This is a genomic window from Bacillus sp. 491mf, from assembly GCF_900112415.1.
GTDB lineage: Bacteria > Bacillota > Bacilli > Bacillales > Bacillaceae_G > Bacillus_A.
In genome coordinates, this window is sequence record NZ_FOLV01000005.1 from 1 (window position 1) to 13,378 (window position 13,378).

Here is a 13,378-nt window from a genome sequence, read left to right on the forward strand (position 1 = left end):
CCTATAAACTGTAGGGCAAGGTTATGTCCGAACAGTATAATCTACGCCTGTGGAGACTGTGTAAGACGCAGTGGGACACCCCACTACGCAACGGTCTATGAAACAGGAAGCCCCTTCTTCAATCAGACCGTGAGGTGGATAAGGAGGGGTTATTCACACAAACTATTCGCATACGCATAGTAAAAGGGGGACACATCATGTCAATACAAAAAATCGCTTTTGTCGGCGCAGGCTCAATTGCCGAAGCTACAATTGCTGGATTATTACAAGCCCAAGTTATAAAAGGAGAACAAATTGTTGTTAGTAATCACTCTAATAAAAAAAGGCTGCAAGAGTTGCATCATCGTTACGGTGTACATGGTACACATGATAGAAAAGAGCTGATTACTCACGCTGATATTATATTTTTAGCAATGAAACCGAAAGATGTTGTGGAGGCTCTTACTCCATTACGAGATTATATTACCAAAAATCAATTAATCATTTCATTACTAGCTGGCGTATCCACGACATCCATTGTCACTTTACTGAAAAAGGATGTTCCTATTATTAGGGCAATGCCAAATACATCATCAGCAATTTTAAAATCTGCTACTGCCATTTCTCCTTCTGCTCATGCAAAAGATGAACATATTATGCTTGCAAAAACGCTTTTTGAAACAATTGGTCTTGTGTCTGTTGTAGAAGAAAAGCATATGCATGCTGTTACCGCTTTATCAGGAAGCGGTCCAGCTTATATTTATTACGTTGTGGAAGCAATGGAAAACGCAGCAAAACAAATTGGCTTAGAGGAAACTGTTGCAAAATCACTTATTCTCCAAACAATGATTGGCGCCGCAGAGATGTTAAAAACAAACGAAAAGCACCCTTCTATATTACGAAAAGAAATTACATCGCCAGGAGGAACGACAGAAGCTGGCATTGAAGTATTGCAAAGCTTTCAATTTCAAGAAGCACTAATTCAATGTATTACAGAAGCAACAAAACGTTCTCATGAGCTTGGTGAAACGTTAGAGAAGTTTGTAAGTGAAAAATAAAAAACCTTGCTGAGTTAGCAAGGTTTTTCCCTATTCGCTTTTCTTCCCAAAAATTTCTTCCTGTAAACGACGGCCGGTCGGCGTTGCTGCAAGACCACCTTCTGCGGTTTCACGAAGTGCACTTGGCATCGTTTGTCCAATGCGATACATTGCTTCAATTACTTCATCACACGGAATAACACTCGTTACACCAGCTAATGATAAATCAGCTGCAATCATCGCATTTGATGCACCAGCTGCGTTACGTTTTACACACGGTACTTCTACAAGTCCTGCAACAGGATCACATACTAATCCGAGCATGTTTTTAAGTGCAATACTCATTGCTGTTGCTGCTTGCTTTTGTGTACCTCCAGCCAATTCAACAGCAGCTGCAGCTGCCATCCCACTTGCTGAACCAACTTCCGCTTGACACCCACCAGCAGCCCCGGCAATGCAAGCGTTGTTCGCTACAACCATACCAAATGCACCAGCTGTAAATAGAAATTCAATCATTTCTTCACGCGTTGGGTTTAATTTTTCTTTTAATGCAAATAGCACACCTGGTACCGTCCCCGCAGAACCAGCTGTTGGCGTTGCACAAATAATCCCCATTGCAGCATTTACTTCATTCGTTGCGACAGCTTTACTTACTGCATCTAAAATTGTATCCCCAGACAAACCTTTTCCACTTTTCATATACGCCTGTACTTTCACTGCATCTCCACCAGTAAGTCCAGTCGGAGATTTCACACCTTGAATTCCGCGCTCAACTGCTTTTTCCATTACAACTAAGTTTTTTTCCATACCAGCGATTACTTCTTCACGAGAAAGCTTTCTTGTTTCCATTTCACATTGAATCATAATCTCTGCAATTTTTACATTTTTCTCTTCTGCTTGTGCAACTAGTTCCGCTACATTCCGAAACATGATGTGTCCCCCCTGCTATTAATCCATAATTGTTACTTGACAAATATTTTGCTGCGCTTTAATTTCATCGATGATTTCATCTGCTAACAACTCATCTGTTTCAATAACCATTAGCGCTTTTCTTCCCTTTTCCTTACGCGAAACACTCATCATACTAATATTAATTTCGTGCTTTGCAAGAATAGATGTAACAGAAGCAATTGTTCCGAAACGATCATTATTTACAATTAGAAGCGCCGGACTTGTACCTGTTAACTGCAAATCAAACCCATTTAGCTCCACTACTTCAATTTTCCCACCGCCGATTGAACAAGCAACGACTTCAATTTCATCTTCATCTTTATATAAACGAATTTTCGCTGTATTTGGATGGACTGCTTGTGCTTCTTCTTCAATAAACGTAACGTTAATTCCACGTTCTTTTGCAATTTCAAGCGCTTGCGGAATGCGAGGATCATCCGTTTCAAATCCTAGTATTCCTCCTACAAGTGCTACATCCGTGCCATGACCTCGATATGTTTTTGCAAACGAACCGTATAACGAAATGGTAACGTTTTCTGGTTCATGGCGAAACAGTTGACGAGCAACTTGCCCCATTCTTGCTGCACCTGCTGTATGCGAACTAGATGGTCCAATCATAACCGGACCAATAATATCAAAAACTGAACGATATTTCATAATAGTTCCCCCTAAATCTTCATTACAAAAAAGTTACTTACTAATAGTCTATTAAATTGCTGTTTTCTTTGCTTTTGTATATGTTCTAATAAACTTATATAATTCATTCAAAACACTTATATAAATTATTCATTAAATTGACACACACCATCAGCTATCATAATATATAAGCGCTCTCTTGTCACTTGTTGATTTACTACTTTTCTTTACAAAAACAAACAAAATATAATCTTATACTGTACAATTATAATGAATACGCTTTCATTATAACCCCTTTTTTGCAGATTTTAAATTTTTTTATATTTCAAATTAAGGACATACTTTTTTTCACATATGCAGTTCAAGCGTAGTTTCTTCTTTTTATTTTAAAAACATTGGTATATCAACGCTTCTAAAACAAAAAGGAGTGTCACATAGTCAAAAATTCGACTTATGAGACAGCTCCATTGTTTTTTCGTTATCTTGATACGAGAAAACGTTTCAAGTCCGCTGCAATTTCCGTATTTGGAAATACTCGCTTTGCTTCTTCAAGAAGCATATTACATGCTTCCCCTTGATAACGAGAACTAATATGAGTTAGAATCATTTGTTTTACATTTGCTTGCATCGCAATATTTGCCGCTTGTTCTGTTGTAGAATGGTAATAATCATGAGCTTGCTGTGAATCTTCCGCACCGAACGTCGCTTCATGTACAAGTACATCAGCATCTTGTGCTAATTGAATACTCGCTTCGCAATAACGTGTATCTCCTAAAATTGTAATAATTCGCCCTTTTTGTGATGGTCCGATGAAATCCTGTCCACAAAGTACACGTCCATCTTCAAGCTCTACAGTTTCTCCATCTTTTAAACGCTTAAAGAGTGGTCCTGGTTTAATTCCTTCTTCTAATAATTTATCTACAAGAAGATGCCCTGGAATATCTTTTTCTACAATGCGATACCCAAAACATTCAATACCGTGTGATAATCGCTTCGTTTCCACAAGAAATTGTTTATCTTCATATACAATACCTTCTTCGGTAATTTCGATAATCTCTAGTGGGTATTTCACATGTGTTGTACTTACTGACAAGGCGACTTCAACAAACTGTTTAATCCCTTTTGGACCATATACAGTTAACGGCGTTGTCCCTCCTTGAAACGAACGGCTTCCTAACAAACCTGGCAGTCCAAAAATATGATCCCCATGTAAATGCGTAATAAATATTTTCTCGATGCGACGCGGACGCACTGATGTATGTAAAATTTGATGCTGCGTTGCTTCGCCGCAGTCAAATAGCCACGTTTCACCTATCTCTTCCAATAATTGCAAAGCTATTGCTGATACGTTTCTTCCTTTTGCCGGAACGCCAGCTCCTGTTCCTAAAAATACAAATTCCACGTTGCATCCTCCAAGCATTTCATAATCTCTATTGTTATCTTACGGAATATAAACAAAAATGGCAACTCAACTTTATATGAACAGCCCATATAGACAACTACACAAAACGAACGTTAACAATTTTTAAAAACACATTCATTCGTGTTTTGTAGTAAAATAATAGTATCATTTATAGAAGGTGGCTAAACCATGAAAGAAGCATTTCGTTTACAAACTGACTTTTCTTCTTCTTTTGATCGTTGGGTAAGTTTATTTATTTCTGAAACACCAGCAGAATTACAATGGTCTACGTTAAAAGAGTTAATTCATGAATATATAGCATTGCATACAGTTCAAACCGTACCAGAATATATCCCTTCTTCTATCACATATTATGCACAGCGCATTTCTACTCCAACCAATACAGACATTGTAATTTACGAAAGCTTTTCTATATAAAACATAAAAAGATATCGGCTTCCGATATCTTTTTATGTTTTATATGAATAGGAAATACAGATTAAGTGCAGTACTTATGCACACAAATCAATTATCCAAAAAACATTGATGCTGCCTCCGTTACCTTTTTATTTAAAATATTTAGGCAAGAAGAATATCAAATATTAACATAAGTTGCCATCATAAATCCTTATAAATATCAACAATATAAACCATAGGGAGTGGCGTTAATTATCTATCCCTAATTTTTTTACAAGGAGTCGAAAATGAACATTTTAAATTGGTTGATATCATTATTCAATTTCGGAAGAGGAACGCGCCGAGTGTTTCAATTATTTGGAATTAGACGAACTAATAGAAACTGGATTTGGATTTCTTTACTAGGTATAGGAACAGTTTTTGGATTAGTAGCAAGCCGAAACTTCAATATGATAACACCGTTGCAGCGGTTATTTCGGGACATGCAAAATAGAACAAGAGCAATTATGCCAACAAATTTAAACTTGGCAAGTATGGAAATCGCTAATGAAATAACTCCAAATAGCAAAAAAAGTACTAGTATTAACCAAACAAGAGTATAAGATTGATTACGTTTCTTAAGAAGAACAAATATACTAAAAATCTCGCAGAAGATATCTCCTGCGAGATTTTTAGTATATACAAATACATTTTCATTGTTCAACGTATAAATCGCTGCCATGTAGAATATAACATGATGACCTGCATTTCCCTTTATGTGGCAGGAAAGGGCCCCAACCGCTTTTATGCACAGCCAGACGCTCTCGTCCTCCTCTAAAAAAAGAGTTTTTATATCGGTTTTTAACTTGTATATATAGTACATAAACTTACATACGAATTTTTTATGTAAATTTATTCTCTAAATTTTGTTGAAATGTTCTCTCTTGTTGCCGAAGCAATTGACTACCAGGCTGAATAATCTTCGTTCCATATTTATCATTTAATTGCTCCATCACTGTCAAAAGTGGTTCTACTTTCGCATCTTCTTCAAATGAAAATAAATCAAGCTGCTTAATTGCTTCTGTTTTCCACTCTAATTCACAAGCAGTTATTCCAAGTAATCGGACAGGGTCACCATCCCAATGTTTTTTCCATAACCGTATTGTCGCCTGAAAAATATCCCGCCATTCCCAAACTGCATTTTCTAACATTTTACTGCGCGTAATCGTTCGGCGATTATAATATTTAATCGTAATTTGAATATTATATGCAACAAGGGTACGTTTTTGTAATCTCCTGCTAACAGATTGAGACAAGCGCTCTAACGTACTTAACAACTCCTGCTCTTCGTCTACATCTTTTGGCAGCGTTATAGAATTTCCAATCGTTTTATATTGCCCCATTTGACTTGGATCAACATCTCTATTATCGATACCATTTGCCCGTTGTTGTAAATCCAATCCATGATTTCCAATTACAGAACGAATAATAGAGGCTGTTCCAGTAGCTAAATCCCCAATCGTGTGTATATGTACATCTTTTAATTTTTCTGCTGTTTTCTTTCCGATCCCATGCATTTTCCCAACTGGAAGTGGCCAAAGCACCGCTTGTATATCACGTTTACGAAGTACTGTAATACCTAGAGGTTTTTTCATATCAGAGGCTGTTTTAGCTAGAAATAAGTTTGGAGCAATCCCAATGCTACACGGAAGTTGTAATTCTGTAAGTAATGTTTGTTGAATCATTTGAGCAATTTCTAACGGCGAACCGAGCCCGTAGCAATCTGTAATATCCAAATATCCTTCATCAATTGAGACTGGTTGAATTTTTTCTGTAAACCGTGCCAGAATTTGAAACAATGCAAAAGAAGCCTCTCGATATAACTCAAAGTTTGGATGTTTTATAATGAGATCTGGGCATAGCCGCTTTGCTTCCCAAACAGGCATGGTTGCACGAACTCCCTTCGCCCTTGCTTCATAACTACACGTTACAATAATGCCCTTTCGTTCTTTCGCATTGCCAGCTATCGCTAATGGTTTTCCTTGCAACGATGCATCACGGGCAATTTCAACAGATGCATAAAAACAATTCATATCAACATGTAAAATGACACGGCCATTTTTCGGATACATTTCACGCATCTTTCTCACCACCAAAGGAACGTTTGTTCTTTATTTTATCAAAAAACTTGTAAAAAAATCAATATTTAAAAGGATGGAATCGTTACTATATAGAAGTATGTCCACACGGGAATTTTAAGGAGGCAAAATAGAAATGACTACACATCTAAAACCCCTTTATCTCATTTTACTTTCTATTTTCTTTTTGTTACTCATCTATTTCCTACTTCCAATCATAGGAATTAATGCTTACTGGCTTCTTTCATCTCTATTGTCTTTTTCAACTTTGTACATTCTTCCATGGATTTTTCTGTACTGGTTTATTCGTCTTGTAAAGGCAATAGAATCAAAATAACGAACACACTTAAGGAGAGAAGAAAATGAACGAAGAATTTGATAGCAAACATTTTAGGCTCGAAAAAATTCGTAACGGGATCTATGCGGCAATTGCAAAAGAAGGTAGCGGTGCTGCAGCAAATGCTGGCTTTATTGATTTAGGGGATACAACTATTGTTTTTGATACATTTAATACCCAACAAGCTTCTGAGGATTTAAAATATGCAGCAGAAGCGATAACAAATCAGCCCGTTACTTGGGTAATCAACAGTCATTGGCACGGAGACCACATTCGAGGGAACCAAACGTTTAAAGATAGCACGATTATTTCAAGTGAAATGACATATGACAAAATGAAGACTACTCATCCATCAAGAATCACAAAACAAAAAAATGATATTCATGGTCTAAGAAATTATATTCAATCTTTACAGAACCAAGTAACGCAAACTTATGATATGAATTTAGAACATCAAATTAATTTTTTAAGTGAGTTAGAAATTTCATTACCTACACTCGAGTTAGTACTACCTCAACAAACATTTAAAGATGAAGTTATGTTCCTTGGAACGAAACGTAGTGCAAAGCTTTTCACATTAGGAGGGGGACATTCCCTTTGCGATGCTATGCTATACATCCCAGAAGATAAAGTGATATTCATGGGTGATTTATTATTTGTTGATTGCCATCCTACATTTTTTGAAGAATCAAATCCGCAAAATTGGATTCGTATTTTAAAAGAGGTTGAACGGATGGATATCGATATAGCTATACCAGGTCATGGCTCGGTAGGTACAAAGCTGAATTTCTTACAAATAATCGATTATATACATAACTTAACTGTCACTGCACAAAAACACAATGAGATCGAAACGATTCCGTTACCTAACGACTACAAAAATTGGCCTTCTCCGCAAATTTATCACCAAAATGTAAAAACACTAAAAGAACTATTGCATTGTTAAGCTGTACAAATCCATTTTAATTTTCCGACGTAAAAGCCGCGCTATGGAGAAAAAAATTGACTTGTACTCATTTTCTCCCTTTATTTTAAAATCTCGCATGTGGCAGGAAAAGGCCCTGACCGCTACTATGCACAGCCAGATGCTCTTGCCCATCTAAAAAGAAAAGGGTTTATATGTCTTTTTTCAACTTGTATTTATATGGCTGAAAATCATTTACGTAAAGCAATAAAAAACGCATGGGTTATTTCACCCATGCGTTTCAACTTGGTCGATTCTTTGATTACTTCGCTACTTCCTCAATAATCGCAACAACCAATTCTGCTGTTTTCACTAGTTCTTCAACAGGAATTTTTTCGTTTGTTGTATGAATTTCTTCGTAACCAATTGCTAAGTTTACTGTTGGAATACCGTGACCTGCAATTACGTTTGCATCGCTACCGCCACCGCTTTGGTGAAGTGATGGTGTACGACCGATTTTTTCAGCAGCACGTTTCGCAACCTCTACAACGTGGTCGCCATCAGCAAATTTAAATCCTGGGTACATTACTTTTACTTCTACTTCTGCTTCTCCGCCCATTTCTTTCGCTGTAGATTCAAATGCTTCTTTCATTTTGCGAACTTGCTCTTGCATTTTTTCGTCTACTAAAGAACGTGCTTCAGCAAAGATTTCTACATAGTCACAAACGATATTTGTTTGTGTACCACCTTCAAAACGACCGATATTCGCAGTAGTTTCAGAATCAATACGGCCAAGTGGCATTTTCGCGATGGATTTTGCTGCAATTGTAATTGCAGATACACCTTTTTCTGGTGCTACACCAGCGTGAGCTGTTTTCCCGCGAATGATTGCATTTACTTTCGCTTGCGTTGGTGCTGCAACAACGATTTCTCCAACTTTTCCATCGCTATCTAATGCATAACCATATTTCGCTGTAATGCGTTCACGATCTAATGCTTTTGCACCAACAAGACCTGATTCTTCACCAACTGTAATGATGAATTCTATTTTTCCGTGCGCAATGTTTTTCTCTTTTAACACGCGAATTGCTTCAAACATAGATGCAAGTCCAGCTTTATCATCAGCACCTAAAATTGTTGTACCGTCAGATACGATATAACCATCTTGAATAGAAGGCTTAATTCCTTTACCAGGAACAACTGTATCCATATGAGAAGTAAAGTAGATTGTATCTACGCCTTCTTTTGTTGCTGGTAATGTACAAACTAAGTTTCCAGCACCGTGACCAGTCTCACCCATTGTATCATCTTCAAATACTTCAACGCCTAAAGAAGAGAATTTTTCTTTTAACACTTTGCAAATCTCAGCTTCGTATTTTGTTTCAGAGTCTACTTGCACAAGTTCCATAAATTCATTCACTAAACGTTCTTGATTAATCATGAGAATGCGCCTCCTGTTATGTATGTAACAATGACTATTATAACAGAATTCTGGAAAAGTTTCGAAGGAGAAGATATATAAAGTGAAATTTTGATCAATTGAAGCTTTCTTTATCTCTGCTAGTTACAATTCAAATTTTACAGATAAAAAAGCGCTTTTTTAGGAGGGCGAGAGCATCTGGCCATGCATAGAAACGATCAGGACCTATTTCTGCCACGGGCAAGGATGAAAACCAAAGACGAAAGCAAGTACAGCTTATGTTTTATTACAACATAGCAAAGACTTATATGTTGAAAGGTTAAAATGCATTTATGTGGAAAATGTCTCATAATAGACCCTTGTACCAAATTTCGTTTGTATATACAATAGGATTAAGGAGATTCGCAAGGAGGATCATGATGAGTAAAAAAATGCAAAAAATTATGGTTTATGTCATGTTAATTTCAATGCTTGTTACAACACTGCTTACTGGCATAAGCATGTTTTGGTAAAAAAAGGGGGAGATATTTTCTCCCTTTTATGTTGTCATAATAATAACTCCTGCAATACTAAAGGCAATTCCCATTCCGAGCGAAAGAACAAAGTTTGGATATTGCTGCTCATAAAAAGCGCTTAGTGCAAAAGTAAAGTTAAGCAGAGCAATAGAAAAGACAGATAACGAAAATGGACATATATTAAAAGTTGCCAATATGAAAGTAATAATTGCAAGAGCACCAATTAAGAACTGAATGTATGGCAGTCTATGATTCGTATGCATCGTTGCAACTCCTTTTCATATAATCTTTTCTTATATTGTATTCACGAGAAGTACTAGTTCTCCTGATAGAAATTTTACTTTTTACTATCATTAACGCATGTTATATGTACACATGTCAAGACAAGATATAATATAGCAAAAAGCCAACATATACTGTTGGCTTTCTTCGTAAGCAATTGCACCCTTTTCTTTCGCAAGCTGCTCAAATGATTTTTTTGATTTTACAACCCATACTTTTGTTCCAATGGGGATAAGATCGTACAACTTCTCTACATCTTTGTTATGCATTCGAATACACCCCTGCGAAACATACTTGCCAATGGAGCTTGGCTGATTCGTTCCGTGTATCCCATATTTACTACCATCTGTACCCCTAGCATTAAAACCTATCCACCTTGAACCGAGCGGATTTGCCGGTGAACCACCTGGAATATTCTTCGCAATATAATACGGATTTTTCGCCTTCATCACAACATCAAATGTACCTTCCGGTGTTAAATCATTCGTTTTACCCGTCCCGACTGGAAATGTTTTTTGTACTTTTCCATCATAAATATATGCAAGTCGGTTCGTTTGTTTATTGACGATTATAAGTGGATCGCCAACACGCGGATTATCCCCGAGCGGCCAAAGAGGCGATAGGGAAATAAATAATAGAAATGAAAGAAGATATGGCATAGCTCATTCCGTCCTTCTTATATTAATTCTTTGATGTTATATTTCCCTATAAATTGACTTTTAATGAGTATAAATTGTTCTATTTCATAGACGAGCTGAACGAGCTTAGCACGCGTTTCAAATTCTTCTCGTGTTTCTGGGAGCGGCATTTCTCGAAAAATTTCTCGCATCTCTTGAAGCTGTCTTAATGATATAACCCCTGTACTTTCTGGGCGGATTGCATTCCCGACATTTTCAATTACATCCGCCACCATACCCGCTTGTTCATATGACCAAGATAACGAAGCAACTAGCGGCATAACTCTTTCTAAAATTTCAAACTGTTGCTGACGCATTTGAAAATAACGATAGTAATAATCATCTTCACGCATAAACTGATTTTCCAGCTTTATAAAAGATACTTCTTTTGCTCTCTCAAGTAATGTTACCGTTTCAATTAACTCTTTTCCATTCCACACACTTTCACGATTCCTTAAATATGCGGCCATTTCCAAAAGGATCGTTTTAAAATTCGCTTCTACTTTTTGTTGATACGCTTCCAACTCATTTTCAACGCTTGGCATGTACAAATTAATTAATAAAGCAACACTAATTCCAACCGTTAAAATGGCAATCTCATTTCCAACAATGGACCACGTAATTTTTTGCAATGAATATAAATGCATAACAATAACAGCGCTTGTAACAATCCCCTCTTGAATCTTAAGCATAACTGCACTTGGAATAAACAGAAGTAATAAAACTCCAAGTGCCAACGGTGTATATCCTATCGATTCAAAAATAAAAAATGCAAACACCAGAGAAAGTAAGCAAGCTACAAAGCGATGAATAGATACTTCTAATGATTTTCTTTTTGTATTTTGTACACATAAAATGACAAGAATGCCAGCCGTGCTACTAAACTCCAAATGAAGTAATTGAGCAATCCACACAGCCAAGGCAGTTCCAGCTGCTGTTTTCACTGTTCGATATCCAATTTTAAACATGTTAACGCTCCTATTATGTACTTTCAACATAACTACTCAGTCACTCTATGAAAAAACGATAGAAAAGCATCTTTTTAAATGGCCTGGGAGGGACTGGCTATGTATAGTAGCGGTCAGTGCCTTTTCCTGCCACTCGCAAAGTTTTAAAACAAAGACAGGCAGCGAGATGCATTGCCATTTTTATCTTCATGGTAGCAATTTATATGCCGGAAAATGAAAAATGAAATGTATGGCTGAGTAGTTACCTTTCAACATAAAGTAAGTATAAAGAAAAGGATGACATAATGTCATCCTTTTTCCCTTATTATTCACGTAACGTTTACATGTTACAACATTTTTTGCAAAAATTCTTGGGCACGTTTGCTTTCCGGTGCTGTAAAAAATTGCTCCGGCTTCGCATCTTCTACAAGTTTTCCACCATCTAAAAAGAGCACACGGTCTGCTACTTCTTTTGCAAATCCCATTTCATGCGTAACGATTGCCATCGTCATTCCTGTCGTTGCAAGAGATTTCATAACTTCTAATACTTCTTTCACCATTTCCGGATCTAGTGCTGAAGTCGGTTCATCAAATAGCATAACGTCAGGTTCCATTGCCAATGCTCTTGCAATTGCAACACGCTGTTTCTGTCCACCAGAAAGACGATTCGGATAGGCATCCTTTTTCTCAAGTAATCCCACTTTTTCTAATAATTCTTCTGCTTTTTTTACTACCTCTTCCTTTACGGTACCTTTTACAGTAAGAGGAGCATACGTTATATTTTCTAGCACTGTCATATGAGGAAATAAGTGAAAATGCTGAAACACCATTCCAACATGCTGACGAACTTCCATAATATTTGTATTCGGATTCGTTACATCCTGATCACCAATCAAAATTTGTCCACTAGATGGTACTTCTAATACATTCATGCAACGTAAAAACGTTGATTTCCCTGATCCAGATGGTCCAATAATTGCAACCACTTCACCTTGTCCAATTGTTGTTGTAATCCCTTTTAATACTTCGTTATTTCCAAATGATTTGTGAAGGTCATTAATTTTAATCACTTTTCTTCATTCTCCCTTCAACTGCTTTCCCAACGAATGTAAGAATAATAACAAGAATATAATAAATCATACCGACAAATAAAAGCGGCTCAAAATAAGACAATGTCTCACCGCCAACAATATACGCACGGCGCATTAAATCTGTTGCACCGATTACAGTCACAACCGCAGACTCTTTTGTTAATGTAACAAATTCATTTACTAGTGCCGGTAAAATATTTTTTAATGCTTGCGGTAAAATAATATTTCGCATCATTTTACCATATGGAATACCAAGTGCCATTGCCGCTTCTGTTTGTCCTTTATCAACCGCTTGAATTCCAGCACGAATCACTTCTGACATGTATGCGCCTGAATTTAAGCTAAATGCTAACACTGCTGCTAAAAACGCTGAAATATCATATCCTGTTATTTGCGGAAATCCGTAATAAATAATCATTAATTGTAGTACAAGCGGTGTACCACGAAAAAGAGATGTATAAAAATCAGCAATTATACTTAAAACTTTTATTCTAGCAATTTTACAAAGCGCTAATAACGTACCTAGCGCAAAACCAAGCAAAGAAGCAACCACAACAATTTTTAATGTAACTTCTAACCCCTTCAATATATATGGTATTGAAGGCGCTATTTGCGAAAAATCCAAGTTCATTTTCAGTCAGTCCTCTCCAGAAGAAGGAAAGGCGG

17 protein-coding genes are annotated in these 13,378 nt (G+C 36.8%); 7 read left to right on the plus strand and 10 right to left on the minus strand.

The window, feature by feature from the left end; all coding sequences use genetic code 11:
* Positions 1 to 197 precede the first annotated feature (197 nt).
* Positions 198 to 1,037, plus strand: coding sequence for a pyrroline-5-carboxylate reductase ProI (gene proI, locus BM211_RS07085; protein ID WP_090996072.1), 840 nt, complete (start codon positions 198 to 200; stop codon positions 1,035 to 1,037).
* 30 nt (positions 1,038 to 1,067) lie between these two features.
* On the opposite strand, the gene sdaAA is transcribed toward proI, so the two are convergent.
* The 3 genes from sdaAA to rnz form a co-directional block, all read right to left on the minus strand.
* On the minus strand, positions 1,068 to 1,946 hold the full coding sequence (gene sdaAA / locus BM211_RS07090) for an L-serine ammonia-lyase, iron-sulfur-dependent, subunit alpha (RefSeq protein WP_090996075.1): 879 nt from the start codon (positions 1,944 to 1,946) through the stop codon (positions 1,068 to 1,070).
* Between the two features lie 18 nt (positions 1,947 to 1,964).
* Positions 1,965 to 2,624: an L-serine ammonia-lyase, iron-sulfur-dependent subunit beta gene (gene sdaAB, locus BM211_RS07095; RefSeq protein ID WP_090996078.1), complete on the minus strand. Its 660-nt coding sequence runs from the start codon at positions 2,622 to 2,624 to the stop codon at positions 1,965 to 1,967.
* 457 nt (positions 2,625 to 3,081) lie between these two features.
* A complete protein-coding gene (gene rnz / locus BM211_RS07100; protein ID WP_035429473.1) occupies positions 3,082 to 4,005 on the minus strand; it encodes a ribonuclease Z in 924 nt (307 codons plus the stop codon).
* 189 nt (positions 4,006 to 4,194) lie between these two features.
* On the opposite strand from rnz, the gene BM211_RS07105 reads away from it, so the two are divergent.
* Both BM211_RS07105 and BM211_RS07110 read left to right on the plus strand, forming a co-directional pair.
* Positions 4,195 to 4,443: a DUF3932 family protein gene (locus BM211_RS07105; protein ID WP_090996081.1), complete on the plus strand. Its 249-nt coding sequence runs from the start codon at positions 4,195 to 4,197 to the stop codon at positions 4,441 to 4,443.
* 266 nt (positions 4,444 to 4,709) lie between these two features.
* The gene (locus BM211_RS07110; RefSeq protein ID WP_090996084.1) at positions 4,710 to 5,024 is read left to right on the plus strand and encodes a hypothetical protein; all 315 of its coding nucleotides are present in this window, start codon (positions 4,710 to 4,712) and stop codon (positions 5,022 to 5,024) included.
* A gap of 279 nt (positions 5,025 to 5,303) precedes the next feature.
* On the opposite strand, the gene BM211_RS07115 is transcribed toward BM211_RS07110, so the two are convergent.
* Positions 5,304 to 6,542 carry a DNA polymerase IV gene (locus BM211_RS07115; RefSeq protein ID WP_090996087.1) on the minus strand — a complete coding sequence of 413 codons (1,239 nt, stop codon included), beginning with the start codon at positions 6,540 to 6,542 and terminating at the stop codon, positions 5,304 to 5,306.
* A 133-nt stretch (positions 6,543 to 6,675) separates the two neighbouring features.
* Between BM211_RS07115 and BM211_RS07120 the strand changes: the two genes are divergently transcribed.
* The 3 genes from BM211_RS07120 to BM211_RS26720 all read left to right on the plus strand — a co-directional run bounded on the left by BM211_RS07120 (position 6,676) and on the right by BM211_RS26720 (position 8,125).
* Positions 6,676 to 6,876: a hypothetical protein gene (locus BM211_RS07120; RefSeq protein ID WP_035429481.1), complete on the plus strand. Its 201-nt coding sequence runs from the start codon at positions 6,676 to 6,678 to the stop codon at positions 6,874 to 6,876.
* Positions 6,877 to 6,901: 25 nt separating this feature from the next.
* Entirely contained in the window at positions 6,902 to 7,822 is a 921-nt protein-coding gene (locus BM211_RS07125; RefSeq protein ID WP_090996090.1) for an MBL fold metallo-hydrolase, read from the plus strand.
* Positions 7,823 to 7,921: 99 nt separating this feature from the next.
* Positions 7,922 to 8,125 (plus strand): hypothetical protein, encoded by a 204-nt coding sequence (locus BM211_RS26720; protein WP_218160794.1) that lies wholly within the window; start codon positions 7,922 to 7,924, stop codon positions 8,123 to 8,125.
* Here BM211_RS26720 and BM211_RS07130 read toward each other — a convergent pair.
* Positions 8,103 to 9,221 (minus strand): tripeptidase T, encoded by a 1,119-nt coding sequence (locus BM211_RS07130; RefSeq protein WP_090996093.1) that lies wholly within the window; start codon positions 9,219 to 9,221, stop codon positions 8,103 to 8,105. The genes BM211_RS26720 and BM211_RS07130 overlap by 23 nt on opposite strands.
* A 398-nt stretch (positions 9,222 to 9,619) precedes the next feature.
* Between BM211_RS07130 and prli42 the strand changes: the two genes are divergently transcribed.
* Positions 9,620 to 9,712, plus strand: a complete 93-nt coding sequence (prli42, locus tag BM211_RS26380) for a stressosome-associated protein Prli42 (RefSeq protein WP_090914459.1) — start codon at positions 9,620 to 9,622, stop codon at positions 9,710 to 9,712.
* Between the two features lie 26 nt (positions 9,713 to 9,738).
* On the opposite strand, the gene BM211_RS07140 is transcribed toward prli42, so the two are convergent.
* The 5 genes from BM211_RS07140 to BM211_RS07160 all read right to left on the minus strand — a co-directional run bounded on the left by BM211_RS07140 (position 9,739) and on the right by BM211_RS07160 (position 13,343).
* A complete protein-coding gene (locus BM211_RS07140) occupies positions 9,739 to 9,978 on the minus strand; it encodes a DUF3894 domain-containing protein (RefSeq protein ID WP_035429487.1) in 240 nt (79 codons plus the stop codon).
* Between the two features lie 90 nt (positions 9,979 to 10,068).
* Positions 10,069 to 10,656 (minus strand): L,D-transpeptidase, encoded by a 588-nt coding sequence (locus tag BM211_RS07145; RefSeq protein WP_090996098.1) that lies wholly within the window; start codon positions 10,654 to 10,656, stop codon positions 10,069 to 10,071.
* 17 nt (positions 10,657 to 10,673) lie between these two features.
* Positions 10,674 to 11,642 (minus strand): aromatic acid exporter family protein, encoded by a 969-nt coding sequence (locus tag BM211_RS07150; RefSeq protein WP_035429491.1) that lies wholly within the window; start codon positions 11,640 to 11,642, stop codon positions 10,674 to 10,676.
* Positions 11,643 to 11,968: 326 nt separating this feature from the next.
* On the minus strand, positions 11,969 to 12,691 hold the full coding sequence (locus BM211_RS07155) for an amino acid ABC transporter ATP-binding protein (RefSeq protein ID WP_090996101.1): 723 nt from the start codon (positions 12,689 to 12,691) through the stop codon (positions 11,969 to 11,971).
* Complete coding sequence (locus BM211_RS07160) at positions 12,684 to 13,343, minus strand: amino acid ABC transporter permease (protein WP_035429495.1); 660 nt, start codon at positions 13,341 to 13,343, stop codon at positions 12,684 to 12,686. The genes BM211_RS07155 and BM211_RS07160 overlap by 8 nt, the downstream gene beginning before the upstream one ends.
* Between the last annotated feature and the right edge of the window lie 35 nt (positions 13,344 to 13,378).